This is a genomic window from Nitrosomonas sp. Nm166, assembly GCF_900112825.1.
Lineage (GTDB): Bacteria > Pseudomonadota > Gammaproteobacteria > Burkholderiales > Nitrosomonadaceae > Nitrosomonas.
Window position 1 is genome coordinate 89,049 of sequence record NZ_FONE01000005.1, and the last position, 21,507, is coordinate 110,555.

The window sequence follows — 21,507 nt, forward strand, 5'->3', positions numbered from 1 at the left end:
TGTTAATCGTAATGCAACCGGGATTGGGAAAGTACCGGCTTTTGCCCGGCCAGTAACGGCTCCAGTATCTGCAGGAATTCATCCGCGGAAGGCGGGCAGCCGGGCAGGAAATAATCGATGTGCACCACCTCGCTGACCGGATACACCTTATCGAGCAGCAAAGGCAGCTCACTATCATTGGGAATTTGCGGATTCGTGACGCCAATTCCGGTGAGATACACTTCCTGCAAACAGTCCTGCAAATCGAAATAATTGCGCAGTGCAGGAACGTTGCCATTGATCGCGCAGGCTCCCACCGCGATCAGGATGGCGCAGTTGGCGCGAAATTCGCGCAATACCTGCACGTTCTCCGCATTGCACACGCCCCCTTCAATCAGGCCGATATGGCACGGACCACAGTGTTTGATGTCGGTAAACGGCGAGCGGTTAAATTCGACCTGTTCGAGCAAGCCTGCCAGGCGCTCGTCCATGTCGAGAAAAGACATGTGACAACCGAAACAACCGGCTAATGACGTGGTGGCGATTCTGATTCTGGGGTTAATTTCTCGCTCAGTCGTCATTTTTCTTCCTGTTTCTTGGTGGCATGTTCCTGCAAGCCGATGTCACGGATGGTGTGCTGGTCATAGATGCGTTGCCCGATCGGCACCCGATAGCCTTGCTCCTTGATCAGAATCGCGCCGACCGGACAGATAGTCGCCGCCAGGTCGGTGGTTTCCATCGTGCTGTCGGCCAGTTTTCCAGTCGGGGAATTGACGATCAGATGCGCTTCCGTACCGCGGCCTGCGATGGCAAACACGTTTTTCCCATCCACTTCGCGGCTGGCGCGCACACATAAATCGCACAATATGCAGCGGCTGCGATCGAGCAGGATATCGGGATGCGAGGCGTCAGTCTCGCGGCGCTGGTAGAAATAGGGAAAATGATCCTCCAGCATGCCCAGATAATAGCCCATCGCCTGCAGTTTGCAATTGCCGGTTTTTTCACACGACGGGCAGATATGATTGCCTTCGACAAACAGCATTTGCGTGAGGGCCTTGCGCGCTGCGTTTAATTCCGAGGTGTTGTTGCGGATTTCCTGACCGGCGGCAGCCTGCGTGATGCAGGCAGCGGCGCTGCGGTTGCCGATTTCCACTACACACAAACGGCAATTACCGCTTGGTGGCAGTCCGGGATAATGGCACAGGTGCGGAATATAGACTTCTGCAGCGAGCGCGGCATCCATGATGGTTTGCCCAGCCGTGAACGGAATTTCCCGGCCGTCGATCGTGATCGTGTTTTGGCTCGCCTGCATGACAGTTAATCCAGATGCGCCGCCGCGTCACGCTGGGTGATTTGCCGGGCATCTTCCAGCGCCTGGTCCAGATCAAAGCGTGCGGTGAAGTGTTGTTGCAGATTTGCGGTAAACGTCTGCGGGAAGTGCTGCAAGCCATCCAGCACATGATTGGCCGCCGTATGCCCCAGACCGCAGTGTGAATGACGCTCAATCAACTGGCCGATTTGTTTCATTTCCGCGATATCCTGTGCAGTGCCCCGGCCATTGGCGATCTTATCCACATGGCATTTAAGCAACTGGGTACCGACGCGGCAAGGGACGCAGAAACCGCAGCTTTCATGCGCAAAAAAATGGGCAAAATTGCAGTGGATAGCCAGCAGATCACGCTGCTGTCCGAATACCAGAAACGATCCACCAGTGGATACATCTTCAAAGCTGATAGCATGATGAAAATCCGCTGCACCGATCAATCTTCCGGCGGGTCCGCCAATTTGCACCGCCCGGGCATTCTGTGCGCCGCAGTCGTCCAGAACCTGTTGGATTGTGACGCCAAAAGGATATTCATAAATCCCGGGTAATTGACAATCGCCGCTGACGCTGAGGATTTTACTGCCAGATGATTTTTCCGTGCCGACGGATTTAAACCAGGCGCTGCCATGCACGGTAATATGCGCTGCGGCAATCAAAGTTTCGACATTATTGACGACCGTAGGTTGATTCAAATAGCCGTGCGTGACCGGAAAAGGCGGGCGGATGCGCGGAATGCCGGGTTTGCCTTCGAGCGATTCGATGAGCGCCGATTCTTCACCGCAAATATAAGCGCCAGCGCCGACGACAATTTCGATATCGAAGTGAAAATGGGCATGTCCCAGAATATGCTGTTCCAATAATCCTTGTTTCCGGCGCCCCTTGAGCGCCGCGTGCAAATGCGGAAGCAAATAGCGGTACTCGCCGCGCAGATAGACAAATCCTTTCTCTGCGCCGATGATAAAGGCGCATACGGCCATCCCCTCAAACAGCGCATCAGCGTGGTCATGCAGCAACAAGCGATCCTTGAAAGTGCCGGGCTCGCCTTCATCGGCATTGCAAACGACATAACGTGTTTCGCCGGGCGCCTCGCGGCAGAATTGCCATTTCTTGCCGGTGTCAAATCCGGCACCACCACGGCCGCGCAATCCGGATTGCAGGATTGCGGTCAATGTCGACTCAGCACCCTGATCGAATGCTCTTTGTAGCGCGCTGCCGGACACGAACTGTTCTGCTAGCAGCAAGTTGCGCTGATGCACGGTATCATGCACTGCAAACCATTCCGTCGGCCAATCAGCTACTGGCGTTTCAGTCGCAATCCGGCGTGCAATCTGGGCAATCCTGTCCGGATTCAAACCGGTGATCGGAACGCCATTGACCAGCAAGGATGCGCCGTGGTCGCACATGCCGATGCAGGAAGTTTCATCAATACTGATCAATCCGTCCTGGCGCGTTTTACCTAGCGTGACTTGCAATTGCTGGCACAGCATCAGCATCAGGTTTTGCTCCTGCAGCAGATAACCGCAACTGGTGCAATTACTGAACAGGATATGGAAACGCCCACGCGGTTGGGTGTAAAAAAAGGAATAAAATTCAACAACGGAAGCCACCTGGCTGACGGGCACATTGAATTCGGCGGCAACCTGCTGTACCGACTCGGGCGAAATATGCAGGAATTGCTCCTGCAGCGCATACAGCCGGTGCAATAAATGCCCGGATCTTGAATCAGGATATTTGTGCGGATATGGGTTGGCCATAACAAGCAGTATAACGAAATTAAAATCAAAGTAATAGAAATGGTATGTCTTAACCGGGTCGATCTGATGCGGAAGTCCTTGCCTATTACTTCCACGGCTTTATGCAAGGCTGATCAGCGTCGGGATATCTTGTGCCAGCCTCATTGATCACGCGTTATACTTATGTTTTAATGTGTATTCTTTTGAATGTAGATACACATTTATCCAACGATGAGAACAAATATTATTATTGACGATAGTCTTCTTGCTGATGCCATTAAGCTGACTGGTGCAAAAACCAAAAAAGAGGCTGTAGAACTTGGCCTCAGGACGCTAATTGCATTAAAAAAACAAGAAAACATCAAGAAATTTCGCGGTAAGCTCAACTGGGAAAATGATCTGGATCAATTGAGAACCGATCAATGATTTTGATCGATTCCAGTGTGTGGATTGCTTACTTCAATGGTGTTGTCAGCCCGGAGACAGACCGGCTGGATTCCCTTCTCGGCACTGCACCAGTGGGTACCGGCGACATCATGTTGACCGAAGTATTGCAAGGATTCCGGCGCGATAGTGACTTTGCCATTGCCAAAGACCTGCTTTCATCCCTACCCATCTACAACATGCTCAACACCGAACTGGCCTATAAAAGCGCTGACAATTATCGCTTGCTGAGAAAAAAGGGCTTTACCGTACGTAAAACGATTGATGTGATTATTGCGACTTTTTGCCTCGAGCATGATTTTGCGCTATTGCATTGTGACAAGGATTTTTTGCCTTTTCATCAAGCCCTTGGTCTTCGTAATGCGCTGGAAGATTTGTAGTGGGGCGATTATGTGAAAGTTGCAAGACTTGACACCGATGATTTTATGGTACCAATAATGCCGTAAAATCTGATTCTTCGGCTATCTATTGATCCAGACATAAAAAGGTTTATTAGAATCTCCGTATTCTAGCCTTCCCTTCTCTACTATGAAAAATCAAACTGTTTAATGACCAATTCTATAAGGACAAATTTCCCTTATTCTATTCCCAATCTTCTGTAGAAGATAGTTACTGTTTAAACCATAAGATCCTGAAAAGAAGGGAATAACGACGAGCGTAGTATGTTGATCAAGGTGAACCCAATAAAAACGCCTTTTATTTTCAACTTTACTCCCAGGAGAAGGAGATAGATCTTCGTACTGTATCGTAGCGCTATTTTCGCTATTACCGCCAAAACAAATGAAAAAATCTCTTAAATAACTAACTCCAGTGCAAACGATTAATTTTAACCTATACATATGCCAAAGCGCTGAATCTGTAGAATCGAATGCTATCGGATATAAATTGAGCTTAAATATCTCAGAGCCCTTCCACTTCTTAGATACAAACTCAGAGTAATTCTCGACCTTTTCCCCAACTATCGCAGAATAAAGCTTCGCGAAACTCCGACCAAACGGATAAGTAATACTATCTTTCCAGTCATAGATATTCTGCTCTGGTGTAGATGCACCATTTTTAATTTCTCTCGGTAGCCTTTCTGCGTAATAATCATTTTTGCTACCCCCGCCCCATTCTATGCCGCATAACCAGGTGTCAGCATTAATGTTTCCACCATCGCAGCCGGATAAGGAGCATGCCCATTCTTTGAAATTATTTGGAACCATTCGCTTTTTCTAATCTTTATTATTCTTCAACCAATCTTCCCGCACACCCCGCGCTTGAGAAAAAGCCTTCTCCAATGCCTTGCCATCTTGATTTTTCAGCATTTCCTGCAATAATTTCAATTCATTCTGATACCCATCGATCTGTTTAAGCAACGCTTCACGATTCGCCAAACAGATGTCGCGCCACATTTCTGTAGAGCTGCTGGCGATGCGGGTGAAGTCGCGCAGGCCGCTGCCGGCGAAACGCAGCATTTTTTCAGGGTTGCTGGTGATGTGATTGAGGTGGTTTATCATCGTGAATGCCAGAAGATGCGGCAGATGGCTGGTGGCTGCGAGTATCTGGTCGTGTTCGTCGGCGGGCATGATGGAGACTTGCGCATCGCAGGCTTGCCATAATTGACGGACTTGATCGACAGCATCGGTGCTGGTTTCTGGTAGCGGGGTGAGGATGACGTGCTTGTCATGATACAAATCCGCTTGTGCGGCTTGTGCGCCACTTTGCTCGGTGCCGGCGATCGGGTGGCCGGGGACGAAGTGGTGGCGGTTTTGCATCGGAAGATGGTGGCGTGCTGCGGCGATGACATCCTGCTTGGTGCTGCCGGCATCGGTGATGATCGTGTTGGCCTGCAGATGCGGGGCAATTTTTTCCATGATGTGGGCGGTCTGACCGACCGGCATGGCCAGAAATACCAGATCTGCGCTGTGCAGGGCAGATGTTATATCGGTGGCGATTTCATCAATGATGTTCAGCTCAACGGCGCGTTGCAGGTTTTGCTGGCTGCGTCCGATGCCTACGATATGCTTGGCCAGCCCGGCGTTGCGTAGCGCTAAAGCGAACGATCCACCGATTAGACCGATACCGATGATGACCAATTTATTAAGTATCGCGATATTTGCCATGAGTGAATCACCGCTTTTTGTTACAGACTGCGCCCGATGACTTCGGCAATACCTTTTAATGTTCCCGTCAGATCCTTGAGTTCCAGTGGATTCAGCGCCTGGTCGGCATCGCACCAGGCTTCGCACGGATTCGGGTGCATTTCCACCAGCAGACCATCGGCGCCTGCCGCGACCGCTGCGCGCGCCAGCGCTGGCACCATCCAGGCTTTACCACCGGCATGCGAAGGATCGATGATGACCGGCAGATGGGTTTCTCGTTTAAGTACCGGCACGCAGGTAACATCCATCACGTTGCGGTAGGCAGTTTCAAACGTGCGAATGCCGCGTTCGCAGAAAATGATGTTGTGATTGCCGCCCGCAGCAATGTATTCAGCTGCCATGAGCCATTCGGAAACAGTGGCGGACAGGCCGCGCTTGAGAATCACCGGTTTACTGATACGCCCGACTTCTTTCAGCAGGTCGAAATTCTGCATGTTGCGCGTGCCGATCTGGATGACATCGACATCATGCTCGAGAAAGGTGTCGAGCATGCGCACATCCATCAGCTCGGTGACAATCGGCAGGCGATATTTGTCGGCAGCCCTGCGGAAGATGCCCAGACCGTCGACGCCTTTGCCCTGGAAAGTATACGGACTGGTGCGCGGTTTGAAGGCGCCGCCGCGCATCAGGCGGCAACCGGCGGCTGCGACTTGCTGTGCTGCCAGATCCATCTGTTCCTGCGTTTCCACTGAGCAGGGGCCACCGATCACTTGCACTTGTTTGCCGCCGATCGGAATGCCGCGGACTTCGACGATGGAGTCCTGTTTATGCGATTCGCGCGAAACGATTTTGTATTGTTTGACAATATGCATCGAGTATTCCACGCCCGGCAGAGAATCGAACATTTCCGGATCGAGCTTGCTTTCATCACCGATGGCACCGATTACGGTGCGTTTGGTACCCCGGGAAATATTGACTTCATGTCCGAAGCCTTGGATTTTTTGCACAACCGTACCGATTTGCTCTTCGGTAACGTCTTTATTCATGACGATGATCACGCGAATTCTCCTATTGCCATTGCGTTTTCAAGTGATTCGAGGAATCGTTTGTTTTGGGATTCCAGACCAATTGTGACCCGAAGGTGATGCGGCATTTCGTAAATGCCCAGAGGACGTACGATGACACCTTGCTGCAGCAGGCTTTGATAGACTTGCGGGGTATTGGTCGCATCGCCTTTGACACGGAAGCTGATGAAATTGCCATACGAAGGAATGTATTCAATGCCGAGTTTGCGGAAACCGTCAGCGAGCTGTAACATGCCTGCGCGGTTCAATGCATAGGATCGCTGCACAAATTCAGCATCCTGCAACGCAGCCAGCGCGCCAACCAAGCCCATACTGTTGACATTGAACGGTTGCCGCACGCGATTCATCAGGTTAGCCACGTCAGGATGCGTTAAGCCAAACCCGACGCGTACACCGGCCAAGCCGTATACTTTGGAAAAGGTGCGTGTGATCAGTAGATTGGGAAACTGTTTCAACCACCTGATACTGTCTGGTTTGTTGGCTTCCGGCAGGTATTCGTAATAGGCTTCGTCTATAACCACCAGTACGTCGCGGGATACCCGTTCCATGAAACAATACAATTCATCTTCGCTGGATAAGGTGCCGGTTGGATTGTTCGGGCTGGCGATAAAAACAATCCGAGTCTCAGGCGTGATGGCATCCAGCATGGCGGGCAGATCATGACCATAGTCTCTGGCGGGAACCGATATGCCGTTAGCACCAATCATCTGTACCACCAGCGGATAAACCGCAAAGGCGTGTTGTGAATACACCGCAGCCGCGCCTGGCTTCAGAAAAACGCGCGCGGCAAGATCCAGTACATCATTAGAACCGTTGCCTAAAATGATCTGCTCTGGATCAACCCCGTAGCGTTTGGAAAGAGCAGCTTTTAACGCATAGCCGCTACCGTCCGGATACAGCGAGACCTCATGCAATGCATTAATCATGGCATCCAGTGCGAGGGGGCTTGTTCCAAGCGGATTCTCGTTGGAAGCCAATTTGATGACGCAGGCTTCGTTTAATCCCATTTCCCGCGCCAGTTCAGAGATCGGTTTACCAGGTTGATAAGGTTGGATAGCGCGGATATATTCCGGAGCAAAGTCACAAAGATTCATAAGATTAAGTTATTAAAGAAAAAATACAAAGGTTAAATGAATTTAATAAAAGGTTAGTTAGTGACGGCAAACCATTAGGTCGCTGGATAAGATCCCAGGATTTTCAGAAAGACTGCTTTCTCGCGCAATTCTTCAAGTGCGATAGCTACATTGTTATCTTGCTGATGCCCTTCAATATCTACAAAGAATACATACTGCCAGAGACCTGTGCGCGACGGACGCGACTCCAGTCGGCTCATACTGACACCATGCTGTGCCAGTGGTTCCAGTAATTTATAAATAGCGCCGGAACAGTTATTGGTCGACATGATCAGTGAGGTTTTATCCTTTCCGGAAGCTTCGACAACTTGTTTACCGATGACCAGAAAACGGGTGGTATTTTTGGGATCATCCTCAATATTTTCTGCGCAGATAGAAAGCCCGAATAACTCGGCGGCTCGTTTGCTCGCCACAGCCGCTGACTGCTTGTCTGCTGCAGCCTGCCGTGCTGCGTCGGCATTGCTGGCGGTATTGACCAGTGCGGAATGGGAAATATGCGGCAAGTTGGTCTTTAACCATTGATGACACTGCGCCAGCGATTGCGGATGCGAATAAATTTTGCTGATTTGTGCAAATTCGGTTTGTTGTGCCATCAGAAATTGATGTACGGGTAGTTGGATTTCACCACAGATGGTCAGCGGTGTTTGTAACAGCAAATCCATGGATCTGCCAACCGCGCCCTCAGACGAGTTTTCAACCGGCACTACGCCATAATTCGCTGCATCGGATTCCACGGTGCGAAACACATCGTCGATCGAATCGCAGGCAACCGTTGTGATGGTGCTGCCAAAACGCTTCAACGCTGCTTCTTCTGAGAAAGTACCGTTTGGGCCAAGATAAGCTACGCTCATGGGTTTCTCGAGGGCGCGGCACAGCGACATGATTTCAATAAATAATTGTTTAATGTGTTCGTTATTGATAGGACCGGGATTTTGTTGCTGCATACGCGCCAGTATTTGTGCTTCGCGCTCAGGGCGATAGACGATACCGTTCTTTTTAATTTTTCCAATCTGTTGCGCCAACCTGGCGCGCTTACTCACCAGTTCGAGCAATTCGTTGTCAATGGCGTCAATCTGGCCGCGTAATTGTTTGAGTTGTTCTGACATGGATGGCGAAATGTTGGCTTAACGATGATTCATCAGAATTTGAAATTTTATTGGGGAAGTGGCAGATAGCGTGCCATGAGCACACCGGTAATGGTGGCGATTTCATCCAATACCTGCTGTGGTACTGGACTGTCTACATCCACCAGCGTATAAGCCATTTCACCGCGGGATTTGTTGATCATGTTATGGATATTCAACCCAGCCTTGGCTACGCTGGTGGAGATTTGCCCCAGAATGTTGGGCACATTGGTATTTGCTACCGCTACCCGGTAAGACGATTCACGCTCCATCTGGATGTCAGGAAAATTGACCGTGTTGGTGATGTTGCCATTCTCTAAATAATCCATGAGCTGATTCACCACCATGACGGCACAATTCTCTTCTGCTTCCAGTGTCGATGCGCCCAGATGCGGCAGTGTGATGACTGCTTGCTGGTGCTGCAATTTCTGGCTGGGGAAGTCGCAGACATAGGTTTTTATTTTGCCGCCGGCGATTTCTCTTAAAACAGCATCTTCATCAACAATAGCGCTGCGTGAGAAATTCAGTAGAATCGCATGCTGCTTCATCATGGCAATATTTTTCTCATTGATCAGGTGATGAGTGGAATCCAGCAACGGCACATGCACGCTGACAAATTCACTGTGGCGCAGCAAGTCTTCCATGCTGTGCGCTTTTTTGACTTCTGCGGACAGGCTCCAGGCTGACTCGATGGTTATTTTGGGATCATATCCGATGACTTTCATACCTAATTTGAGTGCGGCATTCGCAACTAATCGACCGATTTGACCGAGGCCAATAATACCCAGCGTACGACCAGGTAATTCGATGCCAGAAAAGCGCTTTTTTCCATCCTCGGCTTGCTTGTTCAGCGCTGCATCATCACCTTGCAGATTTTCAACAAACTGTAATGCGGGTACCAGATTGCGTGCGGCTAAAAACAGGCCAGCCAGAACCAGTTCCTTGACTGCATTAGCATTGGCACCGGGGGTATTGAATACAGGAATGCCACGAAGGTTCATGTCCTGCACAGGAATATTATTGGTACCTGCACCGGCACGCCCGATTGCTTTCACACTACCGGGAATGATGCTGTCCAACATATTGTGCGAACGTACCAGGATGGCATCCGGCTCGGCGATGGCATCGCTCACCTGATAGCTGCCCGCAGGAAAACGTTTCAGACCACGGGAAGATATCTGATTAAGCGTAAGAATCTTGAACACTCTGTGCTGATGATCAAGCATACTGATTGGCGAACTCCCTCATAAACGCCGCCAATTTTGCCACACCTTCAAGCGGCATGGCATTATATATTGATGCGCGCATACCGCCCACTGAGCGATGCCCTTTGAGTTGAATCAGGCCATTTATCTGGGCTTGTTTAAGGAATTCGTCATCCAGTGCAGGGTTTTTTAATGTGAAAGGCACATTCATGCGAGAGCGATCGGATTTAACCACTGGACAATGATAAAAATCAGTATTGTCGAGCAGATCATACAGCAGGTTGGCTTTGGTAATATTGATTTTTTCCATCGCAACCAATCCGCCTTTCTTCTTCAGCCATGCGAAAACCAGGCCGGCAATATACATCGCGTAAGTTGGCGGCGTGTTATACATCGAATCATTTTTTGCATGCACCTGATAATCGTACAGCGTGGGTGTGCCTACCAACGGTTGTCCCAGTAAATCTTCGCGAATAATTACTAAGGTCAGCCCTGCCGGCCCCAGATTCTTTTGTGCGCCCGCATAAATCAATCCGAAACGGGTGACATCGAATGGATGTGACAGGATATCGGATGACATATCAGCAACCAAGGGGACATTATTTTCCGGGGGAATTTCCGGTATCCAGTGAAATTCGACACCACCGATAGTTTCATTGCTGGTGTAATGGATATAAGCTGCTTCAGGATCCAGGCTCCAGTTATCTTGTACTGGTACATACGTAAAATGGGCATCCGCAGAGGATGCGGCGACATTGACGGTGCAATATCGACGGGCTTCTTCGATGGCTTTGGTCGACCATTGACCAGTGTTGATATAGTCGGCCTTGCTTTTGCCGCGCAGCAGATTCATTGGCACCATGGAAAATTGACTGGAAGCACCGCCTTGCAGAAATAGCACCTTATAATTTTGCGGGATACCAGCCAGTTCGCGTAAATCGTTTTCAGTTTGCTCAGCAATGGCCATAAATTCCTTGCCGCGATGGCTCATTTCCATGACGGACATACCACTGCCATGCCAATCCAACATTTCATCGCGTGCCTGCTGCAGCACTTCTTTGGGAAGAACTGCGGGTCCTGCACTGAAATTATAAATGGGGTCCATTATTTTTTTCCGGTCAGTTTGTTTAATATTAACCGACATTGTCACCATCTTCTTCGCTCTCCACTACCCGCTCCAAGCCGGCTAATTTCTCACCCGCATCCAGGTTGATCAAAGTCACGCCTTGTGTGGCACGGCTCATTTCCCGCACCTCATTGACACGGGTGCGAATCATCACGCCGCCAGAAGTGATCAGCATGATTTCATCATCGGGTTTAACTAGTTTTGCGGTGACAACTTTACCATTGCGCGCACTGGTGATAATCGCAATCATCCCTTGCGCACCACGGTTATGACGCGTGTATTCGCTGATAGAAGTACGCTTGCCGTAACCATTCTCAGTCGCTGTTAGTACCGTAAGCTCTTCATTTTCGGCTACCAGCATTGAGATGACTTTCTGCCCGGGACCGAGTTTCATGCCACGCACACCACGGGCGGTACGTCCCATTGGACGAACGTCATTTTCACTGAAGCGTATGGCCTTACCGTTGTCTGAGAACAGCATAACGTCGTGTTTGCCTTCGGTCAGCTCAACACCGATTAAATAATCGCCCTCATCCAATCCAAGGGCGATAATGCCATTGTTTCGTGGACGGGAGAATTCTGATAACGGTGTTTTCTTGACGGTGCCAAAAGCTGTTGCCATAAAGACAAAGCGGTTTTCATCAAAGGTTTTGACCGGCAAAATGGCGTTAATTTTTTCGCCCTCTTCCAGTTGTACCCAATTGATAATTGGTCTGCCTCGGGATTGCCGGCCGCCTTGCGGCACTTCGTAGACTTTAATCCAGTATACCCGTCCCAAGCTTGAGAAGCATAGAATATAGTCATGTGTGTTGGCAATGAACAGCTTATCAATGAAATCGTCTTCCTTAGTACTGGCCGCCAGCTTACCGCGCCCACCGCGCTTTTGGGCGCGATAATCATCGAGTAATTGGGATTTAATGTAGCCGCTGTGCGATAGTGTTACAACGACATCTGCCGGTGCGATTAGATCTTCTTCACTCAAATCCTGCGTATCGACAATAATTTCACTGCGGCGTTTATCACCAAATTGCTGTTTGATTGAACCCAGTTCTTCGGTAATGATGCCGGTGATGCGCTCCGGGTTTGCCAGGATATCCAGATAATCAATGATCTTGTCGATGACTTCTTTATATTCTGTAACGATCTTTTCCTGCTCCAGGCCGGTCAGGCGCTGCAGGCGTAATTCCAGAATGGCCTGTGCCTGGGCATCGGATAAACGGTAGCCCTGCGCTTGCAAACCGAATGCGGTATCCAAGTTTTCCGGGCGCAGTGCATGGGCGTCTGCCAGGGCGCGTGACAGCATTTCCTCTACCAATTGAGAATGCCAGGCTCTCGCCATTAGGGCTTCCTTGGCGTCAGCTGGTGTCGGCGCAGCTTTTATCAGTGCGATAATTTCATCGACGTTGGAAAGCGCAACCGCCAGACCTTCCAGCAAGTGACCGCGCTCACGGGCTTTTTTCAGTTCAAATACCGTGCGGCGCGTGACGACTTCACGGCGGTGACGCAAGAACGCATCCAGAACCTGCTTCAAATTCAGCAAACGAGGCTGGCCATCCAGCAGGGCCACCATGTTTATGCCAAAAGTGTCCTGCATCTGTGTTTCTTTATACAGGTTATTCAGAATAACGTCAGGTAACTCCCCGCGTTTTAGTTCAATTACGACGCGCATACCCGATTTGTCGGATTCATCACGCAGATCAGAAATACCCTCAACTTTCTTGTCGCGAACCAGCTCCCCAATGCGTATCAGTAAATTAGCTTTGTTAACTTGGTAGGGTAGTTCATCGATCACAATGCATTGGCGGCTGCCTTTTTCCAGAGCCTCAAAATGAGTCCGTGCGCGCATGACAACACGGCCACGTCCAGTGCGATAGCCATCTCTGACACCGGTAACACCATAAATGATCCCGGCGGTTGGAAAATCAGGCGCCGGAATAAAATCAATGAGCTCATCGATACTAATATGCGGATTTTTGAGTAAGGCGAGGCAGGCTTCTACGACTTCATTCAGATTATGCGGGGGGATATTAGTTGCCATGCCGACGGCGATACCTGAAGAACCATTGATCAGCAAATTGGGGATTTTGGTGGGAAGTATCAGCGGCTCTTTTTCAGTGTCATCATAGTTAGGGCCAAAATCTACTGTTTCTTTGTCAAGATCAACCAGTAATTCATGGGCGATGCGCGACATGCGGATTTCGGTATAGCGCATGGCTGCTGCGTTATCACCATCTACAGAACCAAAATTGCCTTGCCCATCGATCAACATATAGCGCAGAGAAAAATCTTGTGCCATGCGAACAATCGTGTCATAGACAGCGGTATCGCCATGGGGATGGTATTTACCAATAACATCGCCCACAATACGCGCAGATTTCTTATACGGTCTGTTCCAGTCATTAGAAAGTTCATGCATGGCAAATAATACGCGTCGGTGTACCGGTTTCAGGCCATCACGAACATCCGGCAGGGCCCGGCCTACAATCACGCTCATGGCGTAATCCAGATAGGAACGCCGCATTTCCTCTTCAAGACTGACCGGCAGGGTTTCCTTGGCAAATTGATTCATATATTATAATTGTTTTTTAGAAACAGTAGGTTATGAAGATTGAGCGTATCTTCTTAAATTAACAATAAATTTCTTTATTCTAACACGCTGCCATCGTTTCTCAGTTAACTTTGAAATAAAGCGCTTAGAGTTGCGATAAGAAGCAGATCATTAGAGAAAAAAAGCTTGAAAAAACAGATTAAATAGGTAAACATAATCGCTTTTTCAAATTTTCCTTATCCTACAGATCTACAGATGAGGATTCTGGAATGAATTTTTCATTTGAAATGCGAGTATTGTAGTGTCTAATTTGATGAATACTTACTCACGGCTACCCGTTACTTTCGTTAAAGGCGAAGGAGTGTGGTTGTGGGATGATCAGGATGAACGGTATCTGGATGCACTAGCTGGCGTTGCTGTGTGTGGACTGGGTCATTGTCATCCAAGGTTAACGAAAGCAATATGTGAACAAGCCGGAACGCTGATTCATACTTCTAATCTTTATCATATCGATAAGCAGGAGCGATTAGCCGATCGCCTGATTGCGTTATCAGGTATGGATAATGCTTTTTTCTGTAATTCGGGCGCAGAAGCTAACGAAGCAGCGATAAAGCTTGCCCGCTTGCACGGGCACAACAAGGGAATTTCATTGCCCACCGTTATTGTAATGGAACGTTCTTTTCACGGACGTACGATGGCCACCTTGACAGCCAGTGGAAATCGCAAGGTACAAGCTGGCTTTGAACCTTTGTTGTCTGGATTTGTTCGCGTTCCCTATAACAATATGGAAGCGATTACACAAGTTGCTGTCAATAATAAAGATGTCGTTGCGGTCCTGGTGGAACCTTTCCAAGGGGAAGGGGGCGTTAATATACCTGAGGTGCATTATCTACAAGGGCTGCGCGATCTCTGTAATCAATACGGATGGCTGCTGATGCTGGATGAGGTTCAATCTGGGATCGGACGAAGTGGAAGATGGTTCGCATTTCAACACAGTAATATCATGCCCGATGTGATGACATTAGCTAAAGGCTTGGGTGCCGGCGTGGCGATCGGCGCTTGCCTGGCAAGAGGTGTAGCTGCAGAGGTTTTCAAACCAGGCAATCATGCGTCCACTTTTGGTGGCAACCCGCTGGCGTGCGCAGCGGCGATCGAAACATTGAATGTTATTGAAGAGGAAGGTCTTCTGGACCATGCAATGAAATTGGGGGACTTCATGCGTGATCGGCTGAAAAATCAGCTGACTGATGTGGCGGGGGTTGTGCAAGTCAGAGGCCAGGGTTTGATTATCGGTATTGAGCTTTCAGTACCTTGCAGCGAGCTGGTAAGAAAAGCTTTGGAAAAAAAATTACTGATCAATGTAACATCCGATAAAGTAATTCGTTTATTACCCGCGTTTGTCATGCAGCAAGCCGAGGCTGAACAAGTGGTGGATATTACTTGCTCGTTAATAAAGGAGTTTTTGAATAGCTGAAACAGATTACATAAGATGCTGTAATGCTGATTGGTTATTTATCTTGTTATGCAATTTAAGCATTTTCTGAAATTTAATGATTTTTCTCGTGAAGAATATGAGTATTTATTTGAACGTGCGCGCTGGATAAAGCAGGAGTTCAAACAATATCGGCAATACTGGCCCTTGGTTGATCGTACCTTGGCGATGATATTTGACAAAAATTCGACGCGTACGCGCTTGTCATTTGAAGCCGGAATGCATCAACTAGGCGGAACGGGCATTTATCTATCGACACATGATACGCAATTGGGGCGAGGAGAGCCGGTAGAAGATGCCGCACGGGTTATTTCACGCATGGTCGATATCATTATGATTCGCACTCATAAACACGATACTATTCAGCGCTTTGCAAAAAATTCAAGGGTGCCTGTTATTAATGGCTTAACTAATGAATATCATCCATGCCAAATCATGAGTGATATTTTTACCTATACTGAGCACCGGGGAAGCATTACAGGTAAAACAGTGGCCTGGATCGGGGATGCTAATAATATGTGCAATACCTGGTTGCAAGCAGCCGAAATTTTTGATTTTAGAGTGCATGTGTCAACGCCACCTGGTTATGGCATTCATCCTGAGCGAATAGGATTAAGCGGAACGGGGCATTATGAAGAATTTGCTAATCCTCGCAAAGCTGTGATTGACGCGGATCTGATTACTACGGATGTGTGGATCAGCATGGGATTCGAAGTGGAGGCCGAGCAAAGAAAAAAAGATTTTGCTGAATTTTGCGTCAATGCGGAAATGATGGCGTTGGCTAAAAAAGATGCATTGTTTATGCATTGTTTGCCGGCTCATCGCGGTGAGGAAGTAAGTTCGGAAGTTCTGGATGGGCCGCAATCCGTGGTATGGGATGAAGCAGAAAACCGACTGCATACCCAGAAGGCATTGATGGAATATTTATTATTGGGTAAGTTAAATGCTGGAAATTAAGTTCTAAATTTGGAATCAGTGATAATAAATTAAGCTATCGTAGTGTTAGATAAAACGGATGTTTTAAAACAATGAAAAAAATTAATAAAGTAGTGCTAGCTTTCTCAGGGGGATTGGATACTTCGGTAATCTTGAAGTGGTTGCAGGATACTTATCAGTGTGAAGTAGTTACCTTTACTGCTGATATCGGGCAGGGAGAAGAGGTTGAGCCGGCGCGTGCAAAAGCAAAGCAACTTGGTGTTAAAGAAATTTATATTGATGATTTGCGTGAAGAGTTTGTACGTGATTTTGTATTTCCTATGTTCCGGGCCAATGCGATCTATGAAGGGGAATACTTGCTGGGTACAAGCATAGCACGTCCATTAATTGCAAAAAGACAAATTGAAATTGCCAATGAAACCGGTGCAGATGCGGTTTCCCACGGTGCAACAGGTAAAGGTAATGATCAGGTTCGTTTTGAGCTGGGCTATTACGCCTTGCAGCCGGATATCCATGTGATCGCGCCATGGCGCGAATGGGATTTAACTTCAAGGGAAAAATTGCTGCAATACGCAGAGCAGCATGGTATTCCGGTTGAAATGAAAAAGAAGGGTGGATCGCCTTATAGCATGGATGCGAATCTCCTGCATATTTCTTACGAAGGCAGGATTCTCGAGGATCCTGCAACAGAGCCAGAAGAATCAATGTGGCGCTGGAGCGTATCACCGGAAAAAGCGCCTGATGAGCCTGAGTATCTGGATATCGAATTCAGGCATGGCGATGTCGTGGCCTTGAATGGTCATCAATTATCACCAGCGAGTGTATTGCAGAGACTTAATCAGTTGGGGGGTAAGCACGGTATCGGTAGACTGGATTTAGTGGAGAATCGTTATGTCGGTATGAAATCGCGGGGGTGCTACGAAACGCCGGGTGGAACAATTTTATTACGTGCGCATCGAGCAATAGAATCAATAACTCTGGATCGGGAAGTGGCGCATTTAAAAGATGATTTAATGCCGCGCTATGCGGCCTTGATTTATAACGGTTATTGGTGGAGTCCAGAACGCAAGATGATGCAAACGATGATTGATGCGACCCAGAAGAAGGTGAACGGATGGGTAAGATTAAAATTATATAAGGGAAATGTTATCGTCGCGGGAAGAGATTCGCAAACTGATTCATTGTTTAATCCTAATATTGCTACTTTTGAAGATGATGCTGGTGCTTATAATCAGGCAGATGCAGCAGGTTTTATAAAACTTAACGCATTAAGATTGCGTATAGCCGCTGAGGTTGAGAAGAACAAGGATATTAAGGAATTATAGGATTACGCTAGGTCATTTTGGTAAAATTACAATTCTATTGTTACGGTCAAAAAAATAATGCCATCTTTCGATATCGTTTCAGAGGTTGATAAGCAGGAAGTCAGAAATGCGGTAGATCAAGTCAATAAGGAAGTCAGCACACGATTTGACTTTAAGGGTTCCGATGCAAGAGTGGAGCAAGCGGATTATCAGTTAACAGTTTTTGCAGATGACGAATTTAAACTGGAGCAAATACTCGATATCTTGAGAACCAAATTGACAAAGCGGAATGTGGATGTGCGTTGTTTAAATAAGGAACAAATAGAGAAAATAAGTGGAAATAAAGTAAAGCAAGTAGTCACTGTTAAAACAGGGCTTGATTCAGAACTGGCCAAAAGAATTATAAGAAATATTAAAGAGAGTAAGCCTAAAGTGCAGGCGAGTATTCAAGGAGATGTAGTGCGAGTAACAGGTGCAAAAAAAGATGTGTTGCAGGAAACTATACAATTGGTTAAGAAGTTGATTAGTGATTTTCCATTACAATTCCAGAATTTTAGAGATTGATAAACACAGGATTTAATTGAGGCATGGGCCTGTAATTTAATTTTGTTTTTAAAATAAAATGCCGTGATTTGTGTTTGTCTTGACATATCACGATAAACCCCCTAGAATCCGCTCTCTTTTTTGCCTCATCTTCAGTATGGTTGAAGGTGTCGAATTGCTAATCGTGATGACATTGGCGAGTAATAAAATAATTAGCAAATAGTAATAGTATGTGGACGGCTAAAAAGCCGTCCCAGTTTTTTAGGACGAAGAAATGCCGACAATCAGTCAGTTAGTTCGAAAACCGCGTGTTGAGAAGCGAGTTAAAAGTAATGTTCCTGCGCTAGAAAACTGCCCGCAGAAAAGAGGGGTATGCACAAGAGTGTATACAACGACACCGAAGAAACCGAATTCAGCTTTGCGTAAAGTTGCTAGGGTTCGGTTAACGAACGGATTTGAGGTATCGAGTTACATTGGCGGTGAAGGGCATAATCTTCAGGAACACTCAGTGGTATTGATACGTGGTGGTCGCGTCAAAGATTTGCCGGGTGTGCGATATCATACGATTAGGGGTAGTTTGGATACGGCAGGTGTAAAAGACCGTAAACAAGGGCGTTCGAAATATGGCTCTAAAAGACCGAAGGGTGCGTAAAATTTAAATGTTATTTCTAGCTGTAAAGGAAATATGTTGCGAAAGGAAATGAGGTTACATAATGCCAAGACGTAGAGAAGTTCCAAAACGTGAGATTCTGCCGGATCCTAAATACCATAATGTAGAATTGGCAAAATTTGTTAATGTTCTCATGACGCGCGGTAAAAAGTCGGTGGCAGAGAGAATTATTTACGGGGCGCTTGATCACATAGAGAAGAAAACAGGTAGTGATCCATTGGAAGTGTTTACTCAGGCATTAACCAATGTGCGGCCAATGGTAGAAGTTAAAAGTCGCCGTGTTGGCGGTGCTAATTATCAGGTTCCAGTTGAAGTAAGATCAGTGCGGCGTAATGCATTGGCCATGAGATGGCTTCGGGATGCCGCTAGGAAAAGAAGCGAAAAATCTATGGATGCGCGATTGGCTGGTGAATTGGCTGAGGCAGCTGAAGGGCGAGGCGGCGCTGTTAAAAAACGTGAAGAAGTGCATAGAATGGCCGAATCGAACAAGGCATTTTCACATTTTAGATTTTAAGTTTTGGTTGATTAAAGAATCCATTCATAAATTGAAATAAACGTAGGGCATTAGACTGTGGCAAGAAAAACTCCCATAGAACGATACAGAAACATCGGCATTATGGCGCATATTGATGCTGGTAAAACAACTACCACTGAACGTGTGCTTTTTTACACTGGCGTATCTCATAAGCTCGGTGAAGTTCATGAAGGTGCGGCTACTATGGACTGGATGGAGCAAGAGCAAGAGAGAGGAATTACGATTACTTCTGCTGCCACAACTTGTTTCTGGAAAGGAATGGCTGGGAATTACCCGGAGCATCGGATTAATATCATCGATACACCCGGGCACGTGGATTTTACCATTGAGGTCGAGCGATCCTTGCGCGTTCTGGACGGAGCTTGTACGGTATTTTGTGCAGTAGGGGGTGTGCAACCACAAACTGAAACGGTCTGGAGGCAGGCAAATAAATATAAAGTTCCGCGATTGGCATTTGTTAATAAGATGGATCGATCGGGTGCTAATTTCATGCGTGTATATGAGCAGATCAAAGCGCGGCTTAAAGCTGCACCCGTGCCAATACAATTACCAATAGGCGCTGAGGATAAGTTCGAAGGTGTTGTCGACTTGATAAAGATGAAAGCTATCTACTGGGATGCTGAAAGCCTCGGAACGAAGTTTGAGGAGCGTGAGATACCTGCCAGTCTCGAAGCGGACGCTCAAGCATGGCGCGAAAAAATGGTAGAAACAGCAGCAGAGGCAAGTGAAGATTTGATGGATAAATATCTTGAGAATGGAGATTTGGAAATTTCCGAGATCAAGAGTGGTTTACGTATGCGCACCATTAATAATGAAATAGTGCCCATGTTGTGTGGAACTGCCTTTAAAAATAAAGGCGTACAAGCCATGCTGGATGCAGTCATTGATTACATGCCATCACCCACCGATATTCTGGCGATTCAAGGAGAGAATGAAAGTGGAGAAGTCGATAAAAGGATTGCAGACGATAAAGAGCCATTTTCAGCATTAGCTTTCAAGATTGCAACAGATCCCTATGTGGGTCAGCTTATATTTTTTAGAGTGTATTCAGGCATCGTCACTTCAGGTGATACTATCTATAATCCAGTCAAAGGAAAAAAAGAAAGGATTGGCAGATTGCTGCAGATGCACGCCAATCAGCGAGATGAGATCAAGGAAGTTCGAGCAGGAGATATTGCGGCAGCCGTCGGTCTAAAGGATGTGGTGACGGGCGATACTTTATGTGATCTACAAAAAATTATTACCTTGGAAAAAATGGATTTTCCAGAGCCTGTTATCCATGTTGCAGTTGAGCCAAAAACTAAAATGGATCAGGAGAAAATGGGTATTGCATTGAATAGACTTGCGCAAGAAGATCCTTCATTTAGAGTTCGAACAGACGAAGAATCTGGGCAAACAATTATTTCTGGAATGGGTGAATTGCATCTGGAAATTATCGTTGATCGCATGAAACGTGAGTTTGGTGTAGAAGCCAATGTGGGAGCACCTCAAGTTGCTTACCGTGAAGCAATAAGAAAGCAGGTTGAGATAGAAGGGAAATTTGTTAAACAAACCGGTGGTCGCGGGCAATATGGTCATGTATGGCTTAGAATGGAGCCAAATGAGGCTGGAAAAGGTTTTGAATTTGTCGATGAAATCAAAGGTGGAGTAGTCCCACGTGAATATATACCTGCCGTTGAAAAAGGTTTGTTAGAAACTCTTCCAAGTGGAGTATTGGCCGGATATCCAGTGGTAGATATAAAGGTTGCCCTCTTTGATGGTTCATATCATGATGTTGACTCTAATGAAAATGCATTTAAGATGGCAGCATCTATAGCGTTCAAGGATGGAATGCGGAAAGCAAACCCAGTTTTGCTGGAGCCCATGATGGCTGTTGAAGTAGAGACCCCCGAAGACTTTATGGGAAATGTTGTGGGCGATCTATCATCAAGACGTGGCATGATACAAGGCATGGAAGATGTTCCCGGATTTAAAGTAGTTCGGGCTGAGGTGCCATTAGCTGAGATGTTTGGGTATTCAACAGCATTGAGATCAGCAACGCAGGGTAGGGCTACTTACTCTATGGAGTTTAAGCATTACTCTGAAGCTCCTAAGAATGTGGCAGAAGCCATAATAAATAAAAAGTAATCGAATTTATAGAATGTAAAGGAACAAGTGATGGCAAAAAGTAAATTTGAGCGTTCGAAGCCACATGTTAATGTAGGAACGATAGGGCATGTTGATCATGGTAAGACGACGCTGA

21 protein-coding genes are annotated in these 21,507 nt (G+C 47.2%); 10 read left to right on the forward strand and 11 right to left on the reverse strand.

Going from position 1 to position 21,507, the window contains the following annotated elements; translation table 11 throughout:
- Nucleotides 1-2: 2 nt before the first annotated feature.
- From BM021_RS02690 to BM021_RS02700, 3 genes are read right to left on the reverse strand one after another with little or no spacing between them, the layout of a single operon-like run.
- Nucleotides 3-560, reverse strand: coding sequence for an NADH-quinone oxidoreductase subunit B family protein (locus tag BM021_RS02690; protein ID WP_218147802.1), 558 nt, complete (start codon nucleotides 558-560; stop codon nucleotides 3-5).
- Nucleotides 557-1,291 carry a 2Fe-2S iron-sulfur cluster-binding protein gene (locus tag BM021_RS02695; RefSeq protein WP_090718596.1) on the reverse strand — a complete coding sequence of 245 codons (735 nt, stop codon included), beginning with the start codon at nucleotides 1,289-1,291 and terminating at the stop codon, nucleotides 557-559. The genes BM021_RS02690 and BM021_RS02695 overlap by 4 nt, the downstream gene beginning before the upstream one ends.
- A gap of 5 nt (nucleotides 1,292-1,296) precedes the next feature.
- Nucleotides 1,297-3,057, reverse strand: coding sequence for an NAD(P)H-dependent oxidoreductase subunit E (locus BM021_RS02700; protein ID WP_090718599.1), 1,761 nt, complete (start codon nucleotides 3,055-3,057; stop codon nucleotides 1,297-1,299).
- A 210-nt stretch (nucleotides 3,058-3,267) separates the two neighbouring features.
- On the opposite strand from BM021_RS02700, the gene BM021_RS02705 reads away from it, so the two are divergent.
- Nucleotides 3,268-3,462 carry a type II toxin-antitoxin system VapB family antitoxin gene (locus BM021_RS02705; protein WP_090718601.1) on the forward strand — a complete coding sequence of 65 codons (195 nt, stop codon included), beginning with the start codon at nucleotides 3,268-3,270 and terminating at the stop codon, nucleotides 3,460-3,462.
- Nucleotides 3,459-3,860 (forward strand): type II toxin-antitoxin system VapC family toxin, encoded by a 402-nt coding sequence (locus BM021_RS02710; protein WP_090718603.1) that lies wholly within the window; start codon nucleotides 3,459-3,461, stop codon nucleotides 3,858-3,860. The genes BM021_RS02705 and BM021_RS02710 overlap by 4 nt, the downstream gene beginning before the upstream one ends.
- Before the next feature lie 165 nt (nucleotides 3,861-4,025).
- Here the strand turns inward: BM021_RS02710 and BM021_RS02715 are convergent, their stop codons facing one another.
- From BM021_RS02715 to gyrA, 8 genes are all read right to left on the reverse strand, one after another.
- Entirely contained in the window at nucleotides 4,026-4,685 is a 660-nt protein-coding gene (locus tag BM021_RS02715) for a hypothetical protein (protein ID WP_090718605.1), read from the reverse strand.
- Between the two features lie 9 nt (nucleotides 4,686-4,694).
- The gene (locus BM021_RS02720) at nucleotides 4,695-5,585 is read right to left on the reverse strand and encodes a prephenate dehydrogenase (protein ID WP_090718607.1); all 891 of its coding nucleotides are present in this window, start codon (nucleotides 5,583-5,585) and stop codon (nucleotides 4,695-4,697) included.
- A 20-nt stretch (nucleotides 5,586-5,605) separates the two neighbouring features.
- Nucleotides 5,606-6,622, reverse strand: a complete 1,017-nt coding sequence (gene aroF / locus BM021_RS02725; RefSeq protein ID WP_090718610.1) for a 3-deoxy-7-phosphoheptulonate synthase — start codon at nucleotides 6,620-6,622, stop codon at nucleotides 5,606-5,608.
- Nucleotides 6,619-7,743: a histidinol-phosphate transaminase gene (gene hisC / locus BM021_RS02730; protein WP_090718612.1), complete on the reverse strand. Its 1,125-nt coding sequence runs from the start codon at nucleotides 7,741-7,743 to the stop codon at nucleotides 6,619-6,621. Before hisC ends, aroF begins: the two co-directional genes overlap by 4 nt.
- A 74-nt stretch (nucleotides 7,744-7,817) precedes the next feature.
- A complete protein-coding gene (pheA, locus tag BM021_RS02735) occupies nucleotides 7,818-8,888 on the reverse strand; it encodes a prephenate dehydratase (protein WP_090718614.1) in 1,071 nt (356 codons plus the stop codon).
- A gap of 47 nt (nucleotides 8,889-8,935) precedes the next feature.
- Complete coding sequence (locus BM021_RS02740) at nucleotides 8,936-10,132, reverse strand: 3-phosphoglycerate dehydrogenase family protein (protein WP_090718617.1); 1,197 nt, start codon at nucleotides 10,130-10,132, stop codon at nucleotides 8,936-8,938.
- Entirely contained in the window at nucleotides 10,125-11,216 is a 1,092-nt protein-coding gene (gene serC / locus BM021_RS02745; protein ID WP_090718651.1) for a 3-phosphoserine/phosphohydroxythreonine transaminase, read from the reverse strand. The genes BM021_RS02740 and serC overlap by 8 nt, the downstream gene beginning before the upstream one ends.
- Nucleotides 11,217-11,244: 28 nt before the next feature.
- Nucleotides 11,245-13,806, reverse strand: a complete 2,562-nt coding sequence (gene gyrA, locus BM021_RS02750; RefSeq protein WP_090718619.1) for a DNA gyrase subunit A — start codon at nucleotides 13,804-13,806, stop codon at nucleotides 11,245-11,247.
- 292 nt (nucleotides 13,807-14,098) lie between these two features.
- Between gyrA and BM021_RS02755 the strand changes: the two genes are divergently transcribed.
- The 8 genes from BM021_RS02755 to BM021_RS02790 form a co-directional block, all read left to right on the forward strand.
- Nucleotides 14,099-15,259, forward strand: a complete 1,161-nt coding sequence (locus BM021_RS02755; protein ID WP_090718621.1) for an aspartate aminotransferase family protein — start codon at nucleotides 14,099-14,101, stop codon at nucleotides 15,257-15,259.
- Nucleotides 15,260-15,307: 48 nt separating this feature from the next.
- Nucleotides 15,308-16,234 (forward strand): ornithine carbamoyltransferase, encoded by a 927-nt coding sequence (gene argF, locus BM021_RS02760; RefSeq protein ID WP_090718623.1) that lies wholly within the window; start codon nucleotides 15,308-15,310, stop codon nucleotides 16,232-16,234.
- A 71-nt stretch (nucleotides 16,235-16,305) separates the two neighbouring features.
- Nucleotides 16,306-17,538, forward strand: coding sequence for an argininosuccinate synthase (locus BM021_RS02765; RefSeq protein WP_090718625.1), 1,233 nt, complete (start codon nucleotides 16,306-16,308; stop codon nucleotides 17,536-17,538).
- A gap of 57 nt (nucleotides 17,539-17,595) precedes the next feature.
- Nucleotides 17,596-18,081: a YajQ family cyclic di-GMP-binding protein gene (locus BM021_RS02770; RefSeq protein WP_090718627.1), complete on the forward strand. Its 486-nt coding sequence runs from the start codon at nucleotides 17,596-17,598 to the stop codon at nucleotides 18,079-18,081.
- 253 nt (nucleotides 18,082-18,334) lie between these two features.
- The gene (gene rpsL, locus BM021_RS02775; protein ID WP_090718629.1) at nucleotides 18,335-18,712 is read left to right on the forward strand and encodes a 30S ribosomal protein S12; all 378 of its coding nucleotides are present in this window, start codon (nucleotides 18,335-18,337) and stop codon (nucleotides 18,710-18,712) included.
- A 61-nt stretch (nucleotides 18,713-18,773) separates the two neighbouring features.
- Nucleotides 18,774-19,244 carry a 30S ribosomal protein S7 gene (rpsG, locus tag BM021_RS02780; RefSeq protein WP_090718631.1) on the forward strand — a complete coding sequence of 157 codons (471 nt, stop codon included), beginning with the start codon at nucleotides 18,774-18,776 and terminating at the stop codon, nucleotides 19,242-19,244.
- Between the two features lie 57 nt (nucleotides 19,245-19,301).
- Entirely contained in the window at nucleotides 19,302-21,392 is a 2,091-nt protein-coding gene (gene fusA / locus BM021_RS02785) for an elongation factor G (protein ID WP_090718633.1), read from the forward strand.
- Between the two features lie 30 nt (nucleotides 21,393-21,422).
- Nucleotides 21,423-21,507: GTP-binding protein (locus BM021_RS02790; protein ID WP_090718653.1), on the forward strand; the 85-nt coding region annotated here is incomplete at its 3' end.

Excerpts from the sequence above, each read along its gene's own strand:
- serC (WP_090718651.1), bottom strand. The coding sequence starts at position 11,216 with ATGGACCCCATTTATAATTTCAGTGCAGGACCCGCAGTTCTTCCCAAA.
- BM021_RS02700 (WP_090718599.1), bottom strand. The coding sequence starts at position 3,057 with ATGGCCAACCCATATCCGCACAAATATCCTGATTCAAGATCCGGGCAT.
- gyrA (WP_090718619.1), bottom strand. The coding sequence starts at position 13,806 with ATGAATCAATTTGCCAAGGAAACCCTGCCGGTCAGTCTTGAAGAGGAA.
- argF (WP_090718623.1), top strand. The coding sequence starts at position 15,308 with ATGCAATTTAAGCATTTTCTGAAATTTAATGATTTTTCTCGTGAAGAA.
- BM021_RS02755 (WP_090718621.1), top strand. The coding sequence starts at position 14,099 with ATGAATACTTACTCACGGCTACCCGTTACTTTCGTTAAAGGCGAAGGA.
- BM021_RS02695 (WP_090718596.1), bottom strand. The coding sequence starts at position 1,291 with ATGCAGGCGAGCCAAAACACGATCACGATCGACGGCCGGGAAATTCCG.
- BM021_RS02705 (WP_090718601.1), top strand. The coding sequence starts at position 3,268 with ATGAGAACAAATATTATTATTGACGATAGTCTTCTTGCTGATGCCATT.
- rpsL (WP_090718629.1), top strand. The coding sequence starts at position 18,335 with ATGCCGACAATCAGTCAGTTAGTTCGAAAACCGCGTGTTGAGAAGCGA.
- BM021_RS02770 (WP_090718627.1), top strand. The coding sequence starts at position 17,596 with ATGCCATCTTTCGATATCGTTTCAGAGGTTGATAAGCAGGAAGTCAGA.
- BM021_RS02690 (WP_218147802.1), bottom strand. The coding sequence starts at position 560 with ATGACGACTGAGCGAGAAATTAACCCCAGAATCAGAATCGCCACCACG.
- BM021_RS02715 (WP_090718605.1), bottom strand. The coding sequence starts at position 4,685 with ATGGTTCCAAATAATTTCAAAGAATGGGCATGCTCCTTATCCGGCTGC.
- BM021_RS02740 (WP_090718617.1), bottom strand. The coding sequence starts at position 10,132 with ATGCTTGATCATCAGCACAGAGTGTTCAAGATTCTTACGCTTAATCAG.
- rpsG (WP_090718631.1), top strand. The coding sequence starts at position 18,774 with ATGCCAAGACGTAGAGAAGTTCCAAAACGTGAGATTCTGCCGGATCCT.
- hisC (WP_090718612.1), bottom strand. The coding sequence starts at position 7,743 with ATGAATCTTTGTGACTTTGCTCCGGAATATATCCGCGCTATCCAACCT.
- BM021_RS02710 (WP_090718603.1), top strand. The coding sequence starts at position 3,459 with ATGATTTTGATCGATTCCAGTGTGTGGATTGCTTACTTCAATGGTGTT.
- BM021_RS02765 (WP_090718625.1), top strand. The coding sequence starts at position 16,306 with ATGAAAAAAATTAATAAAGTAGTGCTAGCTTTCTCAGGGGGATTGGAT.
- BM021_RS02720 (WP_090718607.1), bottom strand. The coding sequence starts at position 5,585 with ATGGCAAATATCGCGATACTTAATAAATTGGTCATCATCGGTATCGGT.
- pheA (WP_090718614.1), bottom strand. The coding sequence starts at position 8,888 with ATGTCAGAACAACTCAAACAATTACGCGGCCAGATTGACGCCATTGAC.